Below are 19,824 nucleotides of genomic sequence, written 5' to 3'. Positions count from 1 at the left end.
AATTTTAAAAAATATGTCAGGAATATCAGACTTACTAAATAGCGAAATAGGAAAACAACTTGTAAAAAGTATTTCAGAAAAAACGGGAATTAATCCTGCTCAAGCTGGTGATGTTGTATCATCAAGTGTACCTGCTTTGTTAGGACAAATGCAAAACAACGTGCTTTCTGGAGAAGGTGCTACTGGATTACTAAGTGCTTTAACAAGTGGAAAACATGATGGAAGCATTTTACATAACTTAGGTGGATTTTTACAAGGCGGAGATTTTTCTGATGGTGAAAGAATTTTAAAACATGTTGCTGGAAACAAACAAGATACAATGGTTCAAGGATTAAGTGCCAAAACTGGTGTTGATTCGAGTATAATTTCAAAAATATTACCTATGTTAGCTCCTATTATAATGGGGTATTTAGGAAAACAAACAAAAGATAGTGGTGTAACCTCATCACCTGATTTAGGTGGACTATTAGGTGGTCTTCTTGGAGGTGGAAATAGTTCAGATAATGGTAGTTCACTAGGAGGTTCATTATTAACTTCAGTTTTAGACCAAAATGGTGATGGAAAACTAGATGTTAGTGATGCTATGTCTGCAATAAGTGGAAATGGAAAGAAAAAAGGAGGATTAGGAGGACTTTTAGGAGGTCTATTTGGAAAAAAATAATACACCAAAACTTATACTAATGTTAAAAGCATCGGCTAAGTCGGTGCTTTTTTTTATCTTTATAGTCTAAATTCATCTTACTATGAAAACGTATATTTCTATTTTAACTATAGTTTTTGTTATGTTGCTCAGTTGCAATTCAAGTAAAGAGATGGTAAGTAATGATAAGCCGAAACTTGAAAGTGATACTGTTCGCATTGCCAATGATGAAATTGAGTACGAAGTTATAATCATTGATGGGGGTTTTACTTATTGGTTCAATGCTTATGCAAGACCAAGAAGTTTTTATACGCAGAGTTTTCTTGAAGCTAGAAATCGTCTTTGGGTTTTAGAATGGAATAGAAGGGCTAATTCACCTTCTATATATAATTCTAACTTATATGAAATGCCCATAAACTATCAAAGTGGTATTGATTACGGATTTGAAGCTAATTATATGATATACAATTATTTAACCTATTTTCAATTAACAAATAAACAACAATTAGGAGGTTTTCCTGCTCGACTATAAAAGAATGAACAAACTCAAACAACGCTGGAATATTAATTCAAATTGGCAACTAATTATTATTTTTATTGTTTTCGCAATCACCGGTTCTACTGCAGCATATCTTTCAAAGCCTTTTACTAATTTTATAGGATTACATAAAGAATCAATTTCATTATGGCTTTATTGGCCAATTAGGTTATTGGTCATATTTCCAATTTATCAAGTAATGTTAGTTTTAATTGGTGCAATATTTGGTCAATTTAACTTCTTTTGGGAATTTGAAAAAAAAATGTTAATTAGAATGAAACTTGGTTTTATCGCTAATTACGTAGATAAATTCATTAAATAAAAAAGACATATTTTTCAATATGTCTTTTTGTTTTCTTAATCTTTTTCTTTTTTAATTAAATATTTATAAATCCATGTTAAAGTAAACGTTGGAATAAAATCAATAAAGGGAAAAGCCTCTTCAATAAAACTAATTGTACCAGCAATTTTACCAGTTGTTCCCTTGTACATTGCCATCATTAAAAAACCTGAAATTGGAGCCCAGACAATATCTGTAACTTCTGCAAAAACAGGAACAATATAGGATAGCATTCCAATTAAATCAAAGGCTATTCCGAGAATTAACTTCGTTTTTTTATCGCTTTTTGTTTTGGGTTGAATCATTTCAACTTGTTGATTTGACATTCATTGTGTTTTTAAATTCAATTACGAATATACAAATAAGATGCCATTTTTATTTCAATTTAGATTTATAATACTTGCGCAATTTGTCTAATTTCGGAGCAATCACCATTTGACAATATCCTTGCGATTTGTTTTGATTATAATAATCCTGATGATAGTCTTCTGCTTTATAAAAAACTACAGCTGATGAAACTTTCGTAACTATAGGAGTATCATATAGTTTTTCTTTTTCTATTAAAGCAATGTAATCTTCTGCTGCTTTCTTCTGCTCTTCTGAATGGTAAAAAATTTCACTTCTATATTGAGTACCTACATCAGCTCCTTGTCTATTTAATGTAGTTGGATTATGTGTACTAAAGAAAATCTCCAATAAATCTTCATAAGCAATTAATTTTGGATCAAAAGTAATTTGAATGGCTTCTGCATGACCTGTAGTGCCTGCACTTACTTCTCTATAAGATGGATTTTTAACTGTCCCTCCTATGTAACCAGAAACAACTTCTTCAACTCCTTTTAGTTCTAAAAAAATCGCTTCTGTACACCAAAAACATCCTCCTGCAAAAGTAGCTATTTCTTTTCCGTCTTGTATATTCATTTTGATAGGTTCTTTAAATTCTTGATTTTTGTTTTTCATTTTTCCTTCACAAGAAGATATTAAAATTAAGGATAAAAATATAGTTTTCATAATAATTATTTTTTCAAAATTAAGTCAAAATTGTTTAATAAACTGTTGTTTAGCTTACACTATTCTATCTACGAAAATAATACCAAAGCAGTTTTATATACAAAAATAGATCCAAATGGTAATGCTATAACATTAAGCTAAAATATTGTAAATAAATTAAATACAAGATTTCTAGATTTGTATAGTAATGTTAAAGCATTATTCTTTTGCATTGCAAAACTAAAAACTAATGTTAACTAAAAACTATTTATTATGTTAAGATGGACAATTATATTTATTATTCTAGCAATAATTGCTGGAGTTTTAGGATTCGGAGGAATTGCTGCTGGTGCAGCCGGAATAGCTAAAGTATTATTCTTTATTTTTATAGTACTATTTATTTTATCACTTATTAGTGGTAGAAAACGTATTTAAAGGATGAATATTTTAGTAACTTGTGTAAGTTGATTTAATTTTTAAATTGACTTACACATTTTTTTTATAATTCATTTCTATAAATAATGACATGCTGTTTTACAAATCACAAAAAATCTTTGTTTCTTTGTACAAATAGTCAAAAATGATAAGAGTTACTAATTTACATAAATATTATGGTGATTTACAAGTATTAAAAGGTGTAAATCTTCATATCAAATCTGGTGAAATCGTTTCATTTGTTGGTGCTTCAGGTGCCGGAAAAACAACTTTGTTACAACTTTTAGGTACTTTGGACAAACCAACCATGCAAAATGATTCTTCACTTTCGATTGATGGAACAGATATTTTAAAATTAAATGATAAAGAATTATCAAAGTTTAGAAATCTGAATTTCGGATTTATTTTCCAATTTCATCAGTTATTACCCGAATTTACTGCATTAGAAAATGTATGTATTCCAGCATTTATAGCTAATAAAAACAAAGCTGAAACAGAAACTGAAGCTAAACGTTTATTAGAATATTTAGGATTAAAAGACAGAATTCATCACAAACCTAGTGAGCTTTCTGGTGGTGAACAACAAAGAGTTGCTGTGGCAAGAGCATTGATTAACAAACCGAAAATCATTTTTGCTGATGAACCTTCTGGAAATTTGGACACACAATCTGCTGAACATTTGCATCAATTGTTCTTTAAATTGCGTGATGAATTTGGACAAACTTTTGTAATCGTAACCCATAACGAAGAATTAGCTGATATGGCTGACAGAAAATTAGTTATGAAAGACGGAAATATCATGGTTTAATGCTTGTACTTTTAGTTTATTGGTTCATTTTATTTTTATTTGCTTCTTTATCAGGAATTGCATTTCAGAATATATTTGGACTTTCTAAAACTAATACTTCATTTACTTTACTATTTGGAATTATTTTTCAAACTCTTTTTTTGAGTCTTTGTGCTTTCTTTTTTCGAATAAATATTGAAGTTTTTATTGTAAACTGTTCTATTCAATTACTATTTTTCTTTAAATATAAATCCGAATTTTTATCATTCTTTAAAAATTTTTTTAAATCTTTTTCCAAAAAACAAATTTATTTATTTATTGCCTTAACAATTTTTGTTGCCTTAAAATCTGTACAATTGCCTTCCGTTTTTGACAACGAAAGTTATTATATTCAAACGATTAAATGGCTTAATGAATATGGTTTTGTAAAAGGTGTTGCCAATGTTCATCCATTTTTGGGACAATTTTCTTTTTGGCATGTATTACAAAGTGGATTTAATGCTGAATTTATTTCAGTATCTTATGTTCCTTTACAATTCAATGACATTAATGGTTTTCTTTTAATAATTGGAATTTATTATTTCATTGAAAAACATAATATTTTTGGTTTCAATTGGTCTTTTTTTGGAATACTATTTCTTGTTTTCTACTATCAATTTATTGATGCTCCTTCTCCTGATTTACCTATTCTTATCTTTTCTGCTATAGTTTTTAATGAATTTATTGAAGAAACTAAAGATGTAAAAGCAATTATGATTTTGATTGTTTACATGCTATTTTTAAAAGTTACCATTGCTCCTATTCTATTAATTACTATTATTTATTTGTTAAAAAATAAAAATACTACTGCATTTTTTGTAATTATTTCTTCTCTTTTTGGAAGTATTTGGATAGCTAAAAATAGCATAATCACTGGTTATCCTTTCTTTCCTTTATCATTTCTAGAAACCAATTATGATTGGAAAATGAGCCAATTTGTTTTGAATAAGATAGCGCAAATTACTATAGATGCGGGCTATTCTGAAAACCTTATTAATACTAAAAACCTAACACTTTTTGAAAAAGTACATCTATGGATAAATCTTGACGGAATAAATGCTTTGTTTAACAAAGGCATTCTACTGTTGTTTGTTCTTATTCCTTTTTCTCAATTTTTTAAAAAAAATACAAATTTTAAAGTACTGTACTTTATTTTATTGACGCATTTTTTAATTTTACTATCAATTTCTCCTCAGTATCGCTTTTTCTTACCAACATTCATTTTATTTTCCACTATAATTATCTATGAGATTTCAATCTATTTAAAATTTTCAATTAAGAACAGTATTGTTGCAGTATCTTTAATTTTTATTTGTGTGAACTTATTTATTGATGTAAAAAATATTTCAAATAGTAATCTATTTTCATTCAGCCAATTACTTATTCCACAACCAATAACTAAGTACAAAAACATTTATTTTGAACTAAAAAGAATTGATAATTTTAAATTTTATGATCCAAAACTTTATAATCTACATGAAACTTCAAACGGAAATTTACCTTGTGTTAACGAAGAATTATTTCATTTCTATAACTATATTCCACAACAACGAACCAACGATATAAGAGATGGTTTTTATGCAAAAGAAATAAAACATGAATAAATCAGAACTTAAAGATTTTTTAGACGAAAAAGTAATTCAATACAATCATTTTGATTTTATTGAAAGTGATCCTATTCAAATTCCTCATTCATTTTCATTAAAAGAAGATATTGAAATTGCTGGATTTTTGAGTGCAACACTTGCTTGGGGAAACCGAAAAATGATTATCAATAACTCCAAAAAGTTAATGGAAATTATGGGAAATTCTCCTTATGATTTTGTGATGAATCATTCACAAGATAATTTAGATGCCTTTGATGATTTCGTTCACAGAACTTTCAATTCACTTGACGCAAAAACATTTATGAAAAGCTTGCAAAATATCTACAAAAATCATGATGGTTTAGAAGCTATTTTTTCAAAACATCAAGAAGAACATAGTATGCAAAAAAGCATTCATGAGTTTAAGAAAGTATTTTTTGAAATTGAACATTTACAACGAACTCAAAAACACGTTTCAGATCCTTTAAACAATAGTGCAGCCAAAAGAATCAACATGTATTTGCGTTGGATGGTTCGCAACGATAACAAAGTTGATTTTGGAATTTGGAAATCCATTCCTACCTCTAAATTATCTTGTCCTTTAGATGTTCATTCGGGTAATGTAGCTCGAAAACTTGGACTGCTCAAAAGAAAACAAAATGATGGAAAAGCTTTAGCAGAATTAGATTTAGCTTTAAGGAAACTAGATAAAAATGATCCAGTAAAATATGATTTTGCTTTATTTGGTTTAGGTGTTTTTGAAGGATTTTAGCATAAAAAAATCCTAAACGAATTAGGATTTTTTAAAATAGTTTGGTTGGTTTGGTTATTTGAATCTTATTTGTAAACAGATTCTTTTTTGAAGTGAACAGTTAATAAATAATAAACTACTGCTCTATATTTGCTTTTGTTTGATCTTCCGTATTTTTCCATTACTGCATCAATACCTTTATCTAACTCAGCACCATCTTTAAGACCTAATTTTTTGATTAAGAAATTGTTTTTTACAGTAGCTAATTCTTTTTCATCAGAACCTGCAACAGTTGCTGAATCTGCATTATAAATTGATGGACCACATCCAATTGTAACTTTCGTTAGTAAATCCATGTTTGGAGTTACACCACATTTATCTTTTAAATCTGCAGCGTATTTAGTAATTAATTCGTCTCTTTTACTCATTTTTATATAGTTTTTATTAATTATAGATACCAAATTTAGTTAAAAATATTAAGATTTAAAATAGTTAATCAATATTTTATTATTAATTTTTTCTGGAGTAAAAATTTCAAAAATAGATGGCTTATCATTTTGATTTATAAATGATTGCCATCCGTCTTCAAGGTTTTTTTCATCGCTGGCTTCAAAATAATTAAAACCATACATTTTGGCTAAATGTGATGCATTTAAATCATGTGTAGTTTCAAAAAAAGTATTAAAAACTTCCGTTTCTTGATGACCTGGTAAAATTCTAAAAATGCCACCACCAGAGTTGTTTATCAATATAATTTTGAAGTTTTTAGGTATATAATTGTTCCACAAAGCGTTGCTATCATAAAAGAAACTAACGTCACCTGTAATAAAAATAGTTGGTTTATTAGATTTTAGAGCTGCTCCTATTGCTGTTGAAGTTGAACCATCTATTCCACTTGTGCCACGATTACAAAAAACTTCAATGCTTTTGTCAATAGTAACCAATTGCAAATAACGAATTGCTGAACTATTACTAACCTGCAATTGAATATCTTTTGGTAAATTTTGACTTACAAATTCAAACACTTTAAAATCTGAAAATGGAATTTCATTAACGTATTTAGTATGCTTTTCTTTTCTATGTTGAATTATTTCTGAATAAACTTTTTTATAAGCACTATCTACAGAAAATCTACCATTCAACAATTGTGTAAAAAAATTATTCGGATGTGTTTTAAAATGTTCTGTTAAACTTCCATAAGTATCGTAAGCTCTTAACGTATCAATATGCCAATGCTGTTGGGGTTTATATTTTCTCAAAAATGCTTTTATTCGTTTTGAAACAACCATTCCACCAAAAGTAATTAGAATTTCAGGTTGAAAATTTTTAAAATCTTCATGGGTAAAAGGTGTAATTAATGTGTCAATGGTATCTATAAAAGTATCATGGTGTAAATTAGACGTTTTTTCAGTTAAAACTACTACAGAGTTGTCTTTTGCCAATACATCAATAATTGAATTTTCAATAGCATTTGGTTTTAATTCACCTACCAAAATCAATTTCTTTTTAGCCAAATTCCATTGCTGAATAAACTTTTCTTCAACCGTAAAATCATGGACTTCATTTTCATAAGTTAGAAGTTTGGGTGCTACTGAAAGTTCGGTAACTAAATCATACAAAGGTTCTTCAAACGGAACATTAATGTGAGTTGGACCTTTTTTTACAATCGCTTCATGAATAGCAACATTGATTTTTATATCATTATCATTGGAAGCATATTCCGTTAAATTAGCATTGTACAAACAATGATTTGTAAAAACATTTTCTTGTCGAATGGTTTGTCCATCTCCAATATCAATCTTGTTTTGTGGTCTATCTGCACTTACAACAATCAAAGGAATTTGACTGTAAAAAGCTTCAGCAACAGCTGGATAATAATTCAATAAAGCTGAACCTGAAGTGCAAACCAAAGCTACAGGTTGGTTTAACTGTTGAGCCATTCCTAAAGCAAAAAAACCTGCACAACGCTCGTCTGCAATACTAAAACATTTAAAAACATTTTGTTGATTGGAAAAACCTAAGGTTAAGGGTGCATTTCTCGAACCAGGAGAAATTACGATATGATGAATTCCTTTGGCTTTAAAAATTTCAATTAAACTTTGAGCTAAAGGTATTTTTGGGTAAATCATGCTATGCTGAATTTATTTCAGTATCTAATTTTCTGAAGCACAAATATACGAATTTGAGTGATTAGTAAATAGTGATTAGCAATTTGTAATTTTCATTCTTAAACTTTGTAACTTTGAAACTCTGAAACTATAAAAAATGAAATATATCATTCGAAAAGCTACCGAAAAAGATTTAGAAGCCATTTTAGAAATTGTGAATTATAATATTTTGAACACTACTTCAATTTATGATTATGAACCTAGAACTTTAGCCCAACAAAAAGCAATTTTTGATGATAAAGTTAAAGCCAATTTACCTATAATTGTTATTGAAGTTGATGGTGAAGTTGCTGGTTTTGGAACGTATGGAACTTTTCGTTTCAAAGAAGGATATAAATTTACGGTTGAACATTCGGTATATGTTTCAATTAACCATCAAGGAAAAGGTTTGGGAAAATTGCTATTAGCAGAAATGATTGAATTGGCTAAAAAACAAAAACTCCACACCATGATTGCGGTTATTGATGCCGAAAATCAAAAAAGTGTGGAATTTCATAAACAGTTTGGTTTTGAAACTGTAGGTTTAATAAAAGAATCTGCCTATAAATTTGATAAATGGCTAGACACTGTTTTTATGCAATTGATACTTGAAAATTAAAATTTTACTTCTCCTGTTTTTAAATATTCTATTGTATTTTCAATGGCTTTAATAGAAGCTCTCTCAACAATTTTTTTATAGTCTCTTTCAGAATAATCAGATTCACCCGTTACATAAAACTCGGCAAAAGCTTTTTTAGATGCTTTATCATAAACCTTTATTCTTGTTCTAACAGAACTCTTTTTTTTATCTGAGTTTCCTAAATTAACAGCATAACTATTGTTTTGTGAACTTTCATAAAAAGCTGCAATTTTTAAATCTTCAATTGAAATTATATAGTCAACTTTATCATTTGAAAAAATAGTTTCAATGTCTAAAGTACCATTTGAAGGTAGTACTTCTTTAAAAATTTTATCAGCACTTACAAGTTGATTAAAATTGTTAACGTAATAATCAGAAAATTCTTTTTTATCTTTAAATTGTTTAGAAAATTCTTTATCAAATTCATATAAAATTACTTCATCTTTAGAAATCACTACAACAGATTTTGAAGCATCTGCAATAGGTGCAGAAGGTTTTTTTAATTCTTCAACATACTTTCTAGCACATGATGTAGTAATCGAAACTAAAACTAAAAAAAACAAAAGTTTACTTATTCTAATCATATATTTAAATTTTAAATTATCCTTCAATCCATTTTATTACTGAATCATCAGTTGGCAACGTTCTAGGTGCAATAACTTTTTCTAACTCACCTTTTTCGTTAATTAAATATTTTTGGAAATTCCATTGCACTTCACTGTCTTCTAATCCATTTTTACTTTTTTTGGTTAAAAATTGATAAATTTCGTGCATATCATCTCCTTTGACAGAAATTTTAGACATCATAGGGAAAGTGACTCCATAGTTTTTTTCGCAAAAAGCTGCAATTTCTTTATTAGTACCTGGTTCTTGAGAGCCAAAATTATTTGCAGGAAAACCAACAATCACAAAATTTTTGTCTTTGTATTTTTCGTAAAGAGCTTCTAAATCTTTGTACTGAGGTGTCAATCCACATTCTGAAGCTGTATTAACAACCATGATTTTCTTTCCTTTTAAGCTTGAAAAATCAAACTCATCTCCATATAAATCGGTTACTTTAAATTGATGAATGGTTTCTTTTGCCATAATTGAGTTATTAGTTGCAACTGAAGTTACGTGATTTTGTGCTTTATTTTGACAACTAAATAAAAGTGTTGCCAAGAGAATTGTAATAAATGATTTTTTCATAATTTTTCTTTTTTTATCAAATATACACAATCAAAAGCTTTTTGGTTGTTAACAAACCATAAATTATTCAAAAAAACGAATGCTTTGTTTACCTTTGCAAAAAATAATTTTATGTCAAACAATTATATAGGATATCATTTTACAATTAGTCCTAAAGAGCTAGGTAGCGAAATACTTGTAGCTGAATTAGGAGATAAAGCTTTTGAAAGTTATATGGAAACTGAAGAAGGAATTTCGGCTTATGTTCAAAAAGAATTATGGTCAGAAGATATTTTGAATGATGTTTCAATTTTAGAAAATAATGAATTCCAAATTTCATACAAAATTGAAGAAATTGAACAAGTAAATTGGAATGAAGAGTGGGAAAAAAACTTTGAGCCTATTGATGTAGATGGAAAATGTCATGTTAGAGCTCCTTTTCATTCAATGACTGAAGCTGAGTTTGATATTGTAATTGAACCTAAAATGAGTTTTGGAACAGGTCATCATGAAACAACTCACATGATGATTCAACATTTATTAGAAACTGATGTTACTAATATGAAAACGCTTGACATGGGTTGCGGAACAGCCATTTTAGCCATTTTAGCAGAAATGAAAGGAGCAAAACCAATTGATGCTATTGATATTGATAATTGGTGTTACTTAAATTCAATTGAAAACGCAGAACGAAACAATTGCAAAGAAATTACGGTTTATGAAGGTGATGCTTCTCTTTTAAAAGGAAAAAAATACGATTTAATCATTGCTAATATCAATAGAAATATTTTATTGAATGATATGCAGCAATATGTTGATTGTTTAAACCCAAAAGGAATTATTTTGTTTAGTGGTTTTTATACTGAAGATATTCCGTTTATTGATGAATCTTGTACTAGCAAAGGTTTGACATTTGTTAAAAAGTTTGAAAGAAACAATTGGGTTTCTTTAAAATATGTAAATTAGCATTATAAACTAATAACCTATTACCCATAACCCATTACCAAAAAAAGAAATGAGTACTAGAGAAAAAATACAAGAAGAAGTTGATGTCTTAGAAGAGATTTCAAACAACAATGAAATTGTTTTGTACAATGATGATGTAAACACTTTTGATCATGTAATTGACACATTAATAAGAGTTTGTGAACATACTAACGAGCAAGCCGAGCAATGTGCTATTTTAGTTCACTACAAAGGTAGGTGTACCGTAAAAACAGGAAGTTATGATGAACTAAAACCACAATGCTCATCATTATTAGATGCAGGTTTAAGTGCTGAAATACAATAAAATAATCCCTTTCAAATTTGAAAGGGATTATTTTATTCAAGTAAAGAAAATATTATTTTCTTGTTAATACACTAAAATATACTTCAGCAGTATCTGGATCAGTAAATTTTAATTTTAAAGTAGTATTTGACAATTCTAAAATTTCTGCTGTAGTTACATCACCACTAAAATTTACAGTAATAGTATTTCCACTTCTTAACCAAGATCCATTATCAATATCTTCTTCACATCCACTTCCAAAATCTTCAAAATAATGGTCTTTTAGTGTTCCACCTGCAATAATTTCTGTATAGTCTTTATTGCAACCAGTAGTATGATCATAGTCAACCAAAAATTCTTGTCCAGATACAATCGTACCTACTTTAGAAAATTCCCAAGAACCCTCAATAGATGCTGAATCTCCATCATCGTCTTTGTTACAAGATACTAACGTAACTGATGCTACTAAAAAAAGTAGTACTAATTGTTTTAATTTTTTCATTTTTATCTGTTTTTTATAAGTTAATTAAAACAAAAATAGACTTTTTTCTTACATGACAAATAAATTATGTAATTATTTTAATGTGGTAATTTATCTTTTAAAATTCCATAAATAAAATTTCCTAAAAGAGCCCCAAATAGGACAATTAAAATTGGTGTTATTCCTGCTCCTAACAGTACAAATATTGGCCCTGGACAGCAACCTACTAAAGCCCAGCCTAAACCAAACATAATTCCACCAATTATATAACGAAATGGTGTTAATTCTTTATCCAAAATTTCGATAGAATGACCTTTATAATCTTTAATGTCTTTTTTCTTTAAGAAGCGAATGCCTAATACTCCTGTTATAATTGCAGTAAAAATTACACCATACATATGAAAAGATTGAAAGTGAAACATTTCATATATTCTATACCAAGAAATAGCTTCCGTTTTAGTTAAAACTATACCAAATATAACTCCAACAAATATAAATCTGAATAATTTCATTTTAAAATAATAAAGGAATTATGAAATAAGAAGTGATTAATCCTCCAATAAAAAAACCTATAACGGCTATTAAAGAAGGTAATTGTAAATTACTTAACCCAGAAATTGCATGTCCAGAAGTACATCCACCAGCATAAGGTGTTCCAAATCCAATTAATAAACCACCAATTAACAATATGGAAAACCCTTTGGGTGTTTGTATTGCTTCCAAACTAAATAAAGCGTCAGGAACAATTTTACCTTCGGGTGCATCTATATTTAAGGAACCCAACTGCTCAATGGTTTTTGGATTTATTTGCGCAATATCTGGACTACTTAAAAATTGAGTAGCAAAATATCCTCCTAAAATTGCACCAAGAACCATAGCTAAATTCCACTTTTGTTCTCTCCAATCAAAATCAAAAAAATCACTAAATCGTTTTGCTCCACCTATAGTACATAGTGTTCTCAAATTAGAAGACATACCAAATGATTTACCAAAATAAACCAATAAAAGCATTATCATTCCAATTAAAAATCCAGAAATTGACCAATGCCAAGTCCCATATATAAAATCCATATTTATAATTTTAGGCAAATATAATTAATGTATTCAATTTGGTAAACATTTATTACTTTTATAGCGTTTTTAATTTAAAAAAATAAAATGGAAAAATTTAAAATCGAATTAAAATGGGCAATTATATATTCAATCTGCTTATTCGTTTGGATGTATTTTGAAAAAACAATGGGTTGGCACAGTGAAAAAATAAAATTTCAACCAATATATACAATGTTTTTTGGACTCGTATCGATTGCTATATATGTATTAGCTCTTTTTAATAAGAAAAAAGATTATTTTAATAATCAAATAGATTGGAAACAAGGTTTCTTATCAGGTGCCATACTTTCGTTATTTATTGCTGTTTTAACTCCTTTAGTGTTGTTTTTTACTTTTGAATTTATTTCACCCGATTTTTTCTCAAACATCATCAAGTATAAAGTTGAAAACTCAAAAATGTCTGTTGAGGATGCTGAAAAATATTTTTCATTTTCAAATTATATTTACACTAATACTTTTTCTACTTTATCCAATGGAATTGTTCTCAGTGCCATCATTTCATTTTTCATAAAAACAAAAACTAAGTAATATGAAAAAGTTACTGCTCATCTTAATAATTATTGTAAGTACTTCCTCTTGTATCAGTACAAAATCTACTATAAAAAATATTGATAACGACGCAATAAGACCTAATGTCAAGAACGGTATGTTTATATTTACTGAATATGCTACAGATTCAAAATATGGAATGGATGCCGATTATCCTGTGAATATTGGTCCTTCTAATTTTCAATCTGAAGAGGTATTAATTGGCTACTTCTTTAATGGTTTACAAGGTCCAAATGGAGAAAAAATTGAATTTAAAAAAACAGAAACTTGCTGTCCTTTTCCTACAGAACATTCAAATATGGGAGTTGGTTTATTATCTCTCTATGAGGTTAACTTTGAAGGTTACACAAAAAAACAAATTTTCTATTTTAATATTTATGAGAAAGGAAAAGTAGTTTGTCCAAAAGGTTTTTCAATAAAAAAATAAAATAAGTATTAAATTATTCTTATCTGTAACATAAGTAACCTTTTAAACTTCGGTTTAGAAGGTTTTTCTTTTTATCTTTGCCACTTCAAAAAATAACTAATTATGAATATAAATAATATTCCACAAATAAAACATACTTCTAGTGGTAATTTTTTTCTTTTAGCGGGTCCATGTGCCATTGAAAGTGAGGAAATGGCTATGAGAATTGCAGAAAAACTAGTTGCAATTACTGATAAATTAGAAATACCATACGTTTTTAAAGGTTCATTCAAAAAAGCAAATCGTTCAAGAATTGATAGTTTTTCTGGTATTGGAGACGAAAAAGCATTGAAAATTTTACAAAAAGTCTCTAAAGAATTTGGAGTTCCAACGGTAACAGACATTCATACTAACGAAGATGCACCTATGGCTGCTGAATATGTTGATGTTCTTCAAATTCCAGCTTTTTTAGTACGTCAAACTGATTTAGTTGTGGCTGCTGCAAAAACTGGAAAAACAGTGAACTTGAAAAAAGGCCAATTCATGAGTCCAGAAAGTATGAAACATGCCGTTCAAAAAGTATTAGATTGCCAAAATGAAAATGTAATGGCAACTGATAGAGGAACAATGTTTGGTTATCAAGACATGATTGTGGATTTTAGAGGAATTCCAACAATGCAACAATTTGCTACTACAGTTTTGGATGTAACACATTCGTTACAACAACCAAATCAAACAGCGGGTGTTACTGGTGGACGTCCTGAGATGATTGAAACTATAGCTAAAGCAGGTATAGCGGTTGGTGTAGACGGAATTTTCATAGAGACTCATTTTGATCCAGCTAATGCTAAAAGTGATGGAGCTAACATGTTGCATTTAGATTACTTTGAAGCATTGATGACTAAATTAGTTGCCATTCGTAAAACTGTAAATCAATTTTAATTTTTTTTAATACTACAAATGAAACAATCATTTTTAATGGTTGTACTAACTTTTTGTGTTTTTTCACAGTACAGCTTTTCGCAAGAAACAGTCGAAAATCCTGAAAAATACACGGCTCACAACAAAGGTAAATTTTATGTTTATTGGGGTGGAAATAGGGAAAGTTTTTCCAAATCAGACATTCGTTTTAAAGGAGCTGATTATGATTTTACATTGTATGACGTAGAAGCTCATGACAAACCAAAAGGATGGCATGTAGATTATATCAATCCAGGAAGAATGACAATTCCTCAAACTAATCTAAGAATTGGATATTTTATAAATGACCATTACAATATTTCAATAGGTGTAGATCATATGAAATATGTAATGTATCAAAATAAAACTGTGAATTATTCAGGTTATTATCCAAATCCTGGAACTTATAATGAAAACCCAACTGCAAATCAATTAACGTTAGACGAACAATTTTTAACCTTTGAACATACTGATGGGTTGAATTATGTCAATACGGAAATTGCTCGTGTTGATGACATTTCAAAACTATTTAGACTTCCTAATATTGATAAATTTCAAATAAACACCGTTGGAGCTGTTGGTGTAGGATTATTATTTCCAAAAACAAATGCAAAAGTACTAAACATGGATCGTCATGATGATTTTCATGTATCTGGTTTTGGAACTTCTCTAAAAGTTGGTTTAAACTTTACCTTTTTTAAACACTTTTTTATTCAAACCGAATTAAAAGGTGGTTATATTAATATGAATGATATTAGAACAACTGCTTCTAGTAGTGACAAAGCAGAGCAACATTTTCTTTTTCTACAAAGAAATATTGCCTTGGGAGGAATATTTAGAATTTAATTCTTTTAAACATAAAAAAGAAGTCGCTTTATTTGCTAAAAGCGACTTCTTTAATTCTTACAATTTACTGATAAAATTACTATACAAATCTTTATACTGATAACCCGAATCCACTCTGTTTTTAGTAAGTTTTTTATATTCCACTAAAGCCCAAAGAATGAATTCTTTCATAAAGTAAATATCTTCTTTTGCTGTTTCAGGTTGGTATTTTTTGACTAAATCATCTAAAGGTTTTACTTCGTCTAGTATTTTTTGATATTCAGCATTACTTTCATCATCTAATAATTCAAAACCACTTTCATTGAAAAACCATTCTAATAAATCAGTGTAAGCATTTTTTTCATTTTCTTTTTCTAACTTTTCAATCTTTGGAAAATATCCTGAAAATAAAGTATGAATGGCATCACCAATAAGGTATTGAGCAACTGTTGCTGCACCTTCTTGTTCTCCTTCATAAACCAATTCTACTTTTCCAGTAATGGCTGGAGTAATTCCCAAAAAGTCGGACAATCTTACTGTAGTTTTGTCTTCACCTGCTAATAAAGCTCTTCGTTCTGCGGTAGAAATTAAGTTTTCATAAGCTGTAATACTCATACGAGCTGAAACACCACTTTTAGCGTCAATAAATTCGCTATCTCTAGCTTCAAAAGCAATTTGCTCTAATAAATCTTTGGCTAAACTTGGCACATAAACTGTTTCGGATTGATCTTTATCCAGTTTTGATTCTTGTTGAGTAATGGTTCGAGCAATTCCAATACTTTCAGGATAATGTGTTAAGATTTGTGAACCAATTCTGTCTTTCAAAGGTGTTACAATACTTCCTCTATTGGTATAATCTTCAGGATTTGCAGTAAAAATAAATTGCAAATCTAAAGGCATTCTCAATTTAAAACCACGAATTTGAATATCACCTTCTTGAAGAATATTAAACAACGCTACTTGAATACGAGCTTGCAAATCGGGTAATTCGTTTATTACAAAAATACAACGATTGGCTCTTGGAATCATTCCAAAATGAATTACTCGTTCGTCAGCATAGTTCAATTTCAAATTAGCTGCTTTTATGGGGTCAACATCACCAATTAAATCCGCAACAGTAACATCTGGAGTTGCTAATTTTTCAAAGAAACGTTCACTTCTATGTAACCAAGTTATTGGAGTATTATCTCCTTTTTCTTCAATTGAATCTTTAGCAAATCTAGAAATCGGATTTAAAGGATCGTCATTAATTTCTGAACCTTCAACTACTGGAATATATTCATCTAAAAGTTCTATCATTTTACGAGCCAAACGGGTTTTAGCTTGACCACGAAGTCCCAATAAATTAATATTATGTCTAGATAAAATTGCTCGTTCCAATTCAGGAATTACGGTGTTTTCAAAACCATGAACTCCATCAAAAGTAGTTTCACCTGCTTTTATTTTGTTTCGTAAATTAGTTCTTAACTCGTCTTTTATGTTTTGGGATTTGTATCCTGATTTTTTTAATTCGCCTAATGTTTTTATTTCTTTCATTTCAATTTTTTATTTTTTTTGGAACACAGATTAAAGAAATTTAAATAATCTTTAAAATTTGTTTTTGCTATTTATTATCCATTGGCTGAAGCTAATGGCAATTCATTTTATTTTTTTCTTTCTATTTGCTTCATAATCTTGAAAAATCATTTCTCCTAAACCTTTTAAGCCTGTGTAAAATGCTTTTCCTTGATTGGCTTCAGTGAAATGATTTACAAATTGCTGTAAATAAGGATCACGTGCAATCATAAAAGTGGTGATAGGAATATGTAATTTTCGAGCTTGAGCTGCTTGATTACAGCACTTATCAACTATATATTGATCTAAACCGTTACTATTCATGTAATATTCACCGTTTTTTTCGCGAACACAACTGGGTTTCCCATCAGTAATCATGAAAATTTGTTTGTTGGTGTTTCGTTTTCTTCTCAAAATATCCATTGCTAATTGCAAACCTGCAACAGTATTGGTATGATAAGGTCCAACTTGTAAATAAGGTAAATCTTTGATTTTGATTGTCCAAGCATCGTTTCCAAATACTAAAATATCTAATGTATCTTTTGGATAACGCGTCGTGATTAATTCGGCTAATGCCATTGCAACTTTTTTGGCTGGTGTAATTCTGTCTTCACCATAAAGAATCATACTGTGTGAAATATCAATCATCAAAACCGTACTCATTTGTGATTTATGATGACTTTCCTCAACAATCAAATCACGTTCAGTTAGCATAAACTCGCCTACTCCATTGTTCACTTGAGCATTTTTAAGACTTTCGGTTAATGAAATTTGCTCTACTGAATCACCAAAGTGAAATTCTCGAAAATCTCCTGTTTGTTCATCACCTTTTCCAATATGTTTTGATTTATGATTTCCTGAAGAAGCTTTTTTAAGGTTTCCAAAAATTTGATCTAAAGCAGCCTGACGAATGGCTCTTTCGGTTTTAGATGTAATTCCCATTCCACCAGTTCCATCAGGTTTAATTTCTTCTCTGATGTACCCTTTTTTCTTTAAATCTTCAATAAAATCATCTATTGTATATTCTGGTGTAGTTAGTTTATATTCAACATCTAGCTGACGTAACCAATCTATGGCTTCATCAAAATCTCCAGAAGTATGTGTAATTAATTCTTTAAAAATCGTAAACAACTTATCAAAAGGTGACTCGTAAGGTGCTTCGTAATTCTTAAAATAAAAACCTGATTTATTCACTTTATTCATAGTTATAAAATTAAGAATAAATGACTAAAGAAAATTATAACGAGTATTAATATTTAGTTAAAGGTATAAAGACTTTAATTCAATTAAAACTTCGTTCAAGACTTTATTATCTACTTTACTTAAGTCATCAAAACGAAGAGAAGCAACCAACTTTCTGTCTTTGTCAATCATTAAATTTCTATGCTTTTTTAGAAGATGTCCTTTCATAAAGCACAAATCAACTGCGTTTTCTTTTTTTAAGACATTTAGATAACAAAACGGTTTTTTCTTGTGGTAATAGAAAGGTAATTTCCATTTGAAAAGTAATTCAGATTCTGGAGCAACTTGCTCAATAACCGCACAAAGGTGCAACATGATCGCTTGAAAATGTTCAGGTTGATTGAGAATGTGTTGCTCTGCTGGTTTCATTTTTTAATACTATCGTTAGTGTTTTTAGACGATTTTCGAATCATTTTTTCACTATATTGATATAATTTATATGCCAAAAATCCAGCGAGTAAAATAATAAAAACTTGACCCAAAATATATTGAGTTTCTTCACCTTTATTTTTAATTTCAACGGGAACACTTCCTGTAATTATACTGTAAATAGTTCTTACAATTGCTACAAAAATATACAAACTCATTCCTTTTAAGATATATCCTAGAATCTTCATAATTACTTTTTTTCAAAAATAATCAAAAAAATAGTTCATCATTGAAAAATATTTATTTACTTTGCAATTCAAAGTACTTTAAAATGGAAAACGAAAAATATCTTCAAGACATTGCTGAAATTAAAAACATGATGAACAAATCATCTCGTTTTTTATCGCTAAGTGGTTTATCTGGTATTTTAGCTGGATTTTATGCGCTAGTTGGAGCTTTTATGGCAAATAACATTATCAAATATACTTATGACTCGAGATATGTTATTGTTAGAGGTAAAATGAATCCGCAATCAACGGAAAATGCTATAAAACAATTGTTTATTATTGCAGCAGTTGTTGTAATTTTATCCATTATAACTGGAATTGTTTTGAGTTCGACAAAAGCCAAAAAATTAGGTGAGAATCTTTGGGATGTTTCTTCCAAACGATTGGTTGTTCAGTTTTCTATTCCATTAATTAGTGGTGGATTATTTGCTTTGGCACTACTCTATCAAGGTTATTATGGCTTGATTGCTCCTGTTACTTTGATTTTTTATGGTTTAGCTTGTGTGAATGCTAGTAAATATACTTTAGGTGATGTAAAATATTTGGGATTAACGATGATTGTTTTAGGATTAATTTCAACGTTTTTTGTGGGTTATGGCTTATTCTTTTGGGCCATTGGTTTTGGATTGTGTCACATTGGTTATGGATATGTGATGTATCGAAAATATGATAGGAAATAAGATATTTAGAACAGAATATTAGAACAAA

Annotated in this window: 28 protein-coding genes; 15 read left to right on the top strand and 13 right to left on the bottom strand. The window is 29.0% G+C overall.

Features of this window, described 5'->3' with window-relative positions:
• The first annotated feature begins 13 nt into the window (after positions 1 to 13).
• From AABJ49_RS06900 to AABJ49_RS06890, 3 genes are all read left to right on the top strand, one after another.
• The gene (locus AABJ49_RS06900; RefSeq protein ID WP_338377307.1) at positions 14 to 661 is read left to right on the top strand and encodes a DUF937 domain-containing protein; all 648 of its coding nucleotides are present in this window, start codon (positions 14 to 16) and stop codon (positions 659 to 661) included.
• A gap of 82 nt (positions 662 to 743) precedes the next feature.
• The gene (locus AABJ49_RS06895; protein ID WP_338377305.1) at positions 744 to 1,172 is read left to right on the top strand and encodes a DUF6146 family protein; all 429 of its coding nucleotides are present in this window, start codon (positions 744 to 746) and stop codon (positions 1,170 to 1,172) included.
• Positions 1,173 to 1,176: 4 nt separating this feature from the next.
• Positions 1,177 to 1,500: a DUF6787 family protein gene (locus tag AABJ49_RS06890; RefSeq protein ID WP_338377303.1), complete on the top strand. Its 324-nt coding sequence runs from the start codon at positions 1,177 to 1,179 to the stop codon at positions 1,498 to 1,500.
• 35 nt (positions 1,501 to 1,535) lie between these two features.
• Here AABJ49_RS06890 and AABJ49_RS06885 read toward each other — a convergent pair whose 3' ends face one another.
• Both AABJ49_RS06885 and msrA read right to left on the bottom strand, forming a co-directional pair.
• Positions 1,536 to 1,844 carry a hypothetical protein gene (locus AABJ49_RS06885; RefSeq protein ID WP_338377301.1) on the bottom strand — a complete coding sequence of 103 codons (309 nt, stop codon included), beginning with the start codon at positions 1,842 to 1,844 and terminating at the stop codon, positions 1,536 to 1,538.
• Positions 1,845 to 1,893: 49 nt separating this feature from the next.
• The gene (msrA, locus tag AABJ49_RS06880; RefSeq protein ID WP_338377366.1) at positions 1,894 to 2,439 is read right to left on the bottom strand and encodes a peptide-methionine (S)-S-oxide reductase MsrA; all 546 of its coding nucleotides are present in this window, start codon (positions 2,437 to 2,439) and stop codon (positions 1,894 to 1,896) included.
• Between the two features lie 342 nt (positions 2,440 to 2,781).
• Between msrA and AABJ49_RS06875 the strand changes: the two genes are divergently transcribed.
• From AABJ49_RS06875 to AABJ49_RS06860, 4 genes are all read left to right on the top strand, one after another.
• Positions 2,782 to 2,943 carry a DUF1328 family protein gene (locus AABJ49_RS06875; protein ID WP_338377299.1) on the top strand — a complete coding sequence of 54 codons (162 nt, stop codon included), beginning with the start codon at positions 2,782 to 2,784 and terminating at the stop codon, positions 2,941 to 2,943.
• 145 nt (positions 2,944 to 3,088) lie between these two features.
• Positions 3,089 to 3,751 (top strand): ABC transporter ATP-binding protein, encoded by a 663-nt coding sequence (locus tag AABJ49_RS06870; RefSeq protein ID WP_338377297.1) that lies wholly within the window; start codon positions 3,089 to 3,091, stop codon positions 3,749 to 3,751.
• Positions 3,751 to 5,373: a hypothetical protein gene (locus AABJ49_RS06865; RefSeq protein WP_338377295.1), complete on the top strand. Its 1,623-nt coding sequence runs from the start codon at positions 3,751 to 3,753 to the stop codon at positions 5,371 to 5,373. The genes AABJ49_RS06870 and AABJ49_RS06865 overlap by 1 nt, the downstream gene beginning before the upstream one ends.
• Positions 5,366 to 6,127 carry a TIGR02757 family protein gene (locus AABJ49_RS06860; protein WP_338377294.1) on the top strand — a complete coding sequence of 254 codons (762 nt, stop codon included), beginning with the start codon at positions 5,366 to 5,368 and terminating at the stop codon, positions 6,125 to 6,127. Before AABJ49_RS06865 ends, AABJ49_RS06860 begins: the two co-directional genes overlap by 8 nt.
• Before the next feature lie 65 nt (positions 6,128 to 6,192).
• On the opposite strand, the gene AABJ49_RS06855 is transcribed toward AABJ49_RS06860, so the two are convergent.
• Complete coding sequence (locus AABJ49_RS06855) at positions 6,193 to 6,534, bottom strand: DUF2853 family protein (protein WP_338377291.1); 342 nt, start codon at positions 6,532 to 6,534, stop codon at positions 6,193 to 6,195.
• Positions 6,535 to 6,582: 48 nt separating this feature from the next.
• Positions 6,583 to 8,235 (bottom strand): 2-succinyl-5-enolpyruvyl-6-hydroxy-3-cyclohexene-1-carboxylic-acid synthase, encoded by a 1,653-nt coding sequence (menD, locus tag AABJ49_RS06850; protein ID WP_338377289.1) that lies wholly within the window; start codon positions 8,233 to 8,235, stop codon positions 6,583 to 6,585.
• A gap of 136 nt (positions 8,236 to 8,371) precedes the next feature.
• On the opposite strand from menD, the gene AABJ49_RS06845 reads away from it, so the two are divergent.
• Positions 8,372 to 8,872 (top strand): N-acetyltransferase family protein, encoded by a 501-nt coding sequence (locus AABJ49_RS06845; protein WP_338377287.1) that lies wholly within the window; start codon positions 8,372 to 8,374, stop codon positions 8,870 to 8,872.
• On the opposite strand, the gene AABJ49_RS06840 is transcribed toward AABJ49_RS06845, so the two are convergent.
• Together AABJ49_RS06840 and AABJ49_RS06835 are read right to left on the bottom strand one after the other, a co-directional pair.
• Positions 8,869 to 9,477: a hypothetical protein gene (locus AABJ49_RS06840; RefSeq protein WP_338377285.1), complete on the bottom strand. Its 609-nt coding sequence runs from the start codon at positions 9,475 to 9,477 to the stop codon at positions 8,869 to 8,871. The two genes, AABJ49_RS06845 and AABJ49_RS06840, sit on opposite strands and share 4 nt — an antisense overlap.
• A 16-nt stretch (positions 9,478 to 9,493) precedes the next feature.
• Positions 9,494 to 10,081: a glutathione peroxidase gene (locus AABJ49_RS06835; protein ID WP_338377283.1), complete on the bottom strand. Its 588-nt coding sequence runs from the start codon at positions 10,079 to 10,081 to the stop codon at positions 9,494 to 9,496.
• A 111-nt stretch (positions 10,082 to 10,192) separates the two neighbouring features.
• On the opposite strand from AABJ49_RS06835, the gene prmA reads away from it, so the two are divergent.
• Complete coding sequence (prmA, locus tag AABJ49_RS06830; RefSeq protein WP_338377281.1) at positions 10,193 to 11,026, top strand: 50S ribosomal protein L11 methyltransferase; 834 nt, start codon at positions 10,193 to 10,195, stop codon at positions 11,024 to 11,026.
• Between the two features lie 49 nt (positions 11,027 to 11,075).
• A complete protein-coding gene (locus AABJ49_RS06825) occupies positions 11,076 to 11,351 on the top strand; it encodes an ATP-dependent Clp protease adaptor ClpS (protein WP_338377279.1) in 276 nt (91 codons plus the stop codon).
• 52 nt (positions 11,352 to 11,403) lie between these two features.
• On the opposite strand, the gene AABJ49_RS06820 is transcribed toward AABJ49_RS06825, so the two are convergent.
• From AABJ49_RS06820 to AABJ49_RS06810, 3 genes are all read right to left on the bottom strand, one after another.
• Positions 11,404 to 11,832, bottom strand: a complete 429-nt coding sequence (locus AABJ49_RS06820; protein WP_338377277.1) for a lipocalin family protein — start codon at positions 11,830 to 11,832, stop codon at positions 11,404 to 11,406.
• A gap of 77 nt (positions 11,833 to 11,909) precedes the next feature.
• Positions 11,910 to 12,323, bottom strand: a complete 414-nt coding sequence (locus tag AABJ49_RS06815; protein WP_338377275.1) for a DUF6691 family protein — start codon at positions 12,321 to 12,323, stop codon at positions 11,910 to 11,912.
• A 1-nt stretch (position 12,324) separates the two neighbouring features.
• The gene (locus AABJ49_RS06810) at positions 12,325 to 12,882 is read right to left on the bottom strand and encodes a YeeE/YedE thiosulfate transporter family protein (RefSeq protein ID WP_338377273.1); all 558 of its coding nucleotides are present in this window, start codon (positions 12,880 to 12,882) and stop codon (positions 12,325 to 12,327) included.
• An 87-nt stretch (positions 12,883 to 12,969) separates the two neighbouring features.
• Between AABJ49_RS06810 and AABJ49_RS06805 the strand changes: the two genes are divergently transcribed.
• The 4 genes from AABJ49_RS06805 to AABJ49_RS06790 all read left to right on the top strand — a co-directional run bounded on the left by AABJ49_RS06805 (position 12,970) and on the right by AABJ49_RS06790 (position 15,685).
• A complete protein-coding gene (locus AABJ49_RS06805; RefSeq protein WP_338377270.1) occupies positions 12,970 to 13,452 on the top strand; it encodes a DUF4199 domain-containing protein in 483 nt (160 codons plus the stop codon).
• Position 13,453: 1 nt separating this feature from the next.
• A complete protein-coding gene (locus tag AABJ49_RS06800) occupies positions 13,454 to 13,900 on the top strand; it encodes a 2-dehydro-3-deoxyphosphooctonate aldolase (RefSeq protein ID WP_338377268.1) in 447 nt (148 codons plus the stop codon).
• 102 nt (positions 13,901 to 14,002) lie between these two features.
• Positions 14,003 to 14,821, top strand: a complete 819-nt coding sequence (gene kdsA / locus AABJ49_RS06795; RefSeq protein WP_338377266.1) for a 3-deoxy-8-phosphooctulonate synthase — start codon at positions 14,003 to 14,005, stop codon at positions 14,819 to 14,821.
• An 18-nt stretch (positions 14,822 to 14,839) separates the two neighbouring features.
• A complete protein-coding gene (locus AABJ49_RS06790; RefSeq protein ID WP_338377264.1) occupies positions 14,840 to 15,685 on the top strand; it encodes a hypothetical protein in 846 nt (281 codons plus the stop codon).
• A gap of 57 nt (positions 15,686 to 15,742) precedes the next feature.
• Here AABJ49_RS06790 and AABJ49_RS06785 read toward each other — a convergent pair whose 3' ends face one another.
• From AABJ49_RS06785 to AABJ49_RS06770, 4 genes are all read right to left on the bottom strand, one after another.
• Positions 15,743 to 17,206 (bottom strand): magnesium chelatase, encoded by a 1,464-nt coding sequence (locus AABJ49_RS06785; RefSeq protein ID WP_338377365.1) that lies wholly within the window; start codon positions 17,204 to 17,206, stop codon positions 15,743 to 15,745.
• Positions 17,207 to 17,302: 96 nt separating this feature from the next.
• A complete protein-coding gene (locus tag AABJ49_RS06780) occupies positions 17,303 to 18,421 on the bottom strand; it encodes a VWA domain-containing protein (protein ID WP_338377262.1) in 1,119 nt (372 codons plus the stop codon).
• Between the two features lie 57 nt (positions 18,422 to 18,478).
• On the bottom strand, positions 18,479 to 18,829 hold the full coding sequence (locus AABJ49_RS06775) for a DUF1801 domain-containing protein (protein WP_338377260.1): 351 nt from the start codon (positions 18,827 to 18,829) through the stop codon (positions 18,479 to 18,481).
• Positions 18,826 to 19,077, bottom strand: coding sequence for a hypothetical protein (locus tag AABJ49_RS06770; protein WP_338377259.1), 252 nt, complete (start codon positions 19,075 to 19,077; stop codon positions 18,826 to 18,828). The genes AABJ49_RS06775 and AABJ49_RS06770 overlap by 4 nt, the downstream gene beginning before the upstream one ends.
• Positions 19,078 to 19,160: 83 nt before the next feature.
• Here AABJ49_RS06770 and AABJ49_RS06765 point away from each other — a divergent pair, with 83 nt between their 5' ends.
• Positions 19,161 to 19,796 carry a hypothetical protein gene (locus AABJ49_RS06765; protein WP_338377257.1) on the top strand — a complete coding sequence of 212 codons (636 nt, stop codon included), beginning with the start codon at positions 19,161 to 19,163 and terminating at the stop codon, positions 19,794 to 19,796.
• Positions 19,797 to 19,824: the final 28 nt, after the last annotated feature.

Origin of the sequence: uncultured Flavobacterium sp. (assembly GCF_963922255.1) — a bacterium.
GTDB lineage: Bacteria > Bacteroidota > Bacteroidia > Flavobacteriales > Flavobacteriaceae > Flavobacterium.
The sequence above is the reverse complement of the archived record's forward strand: the minus strand, read 5'-3'. Positions and strand labels throughout refer to the sequence as shown.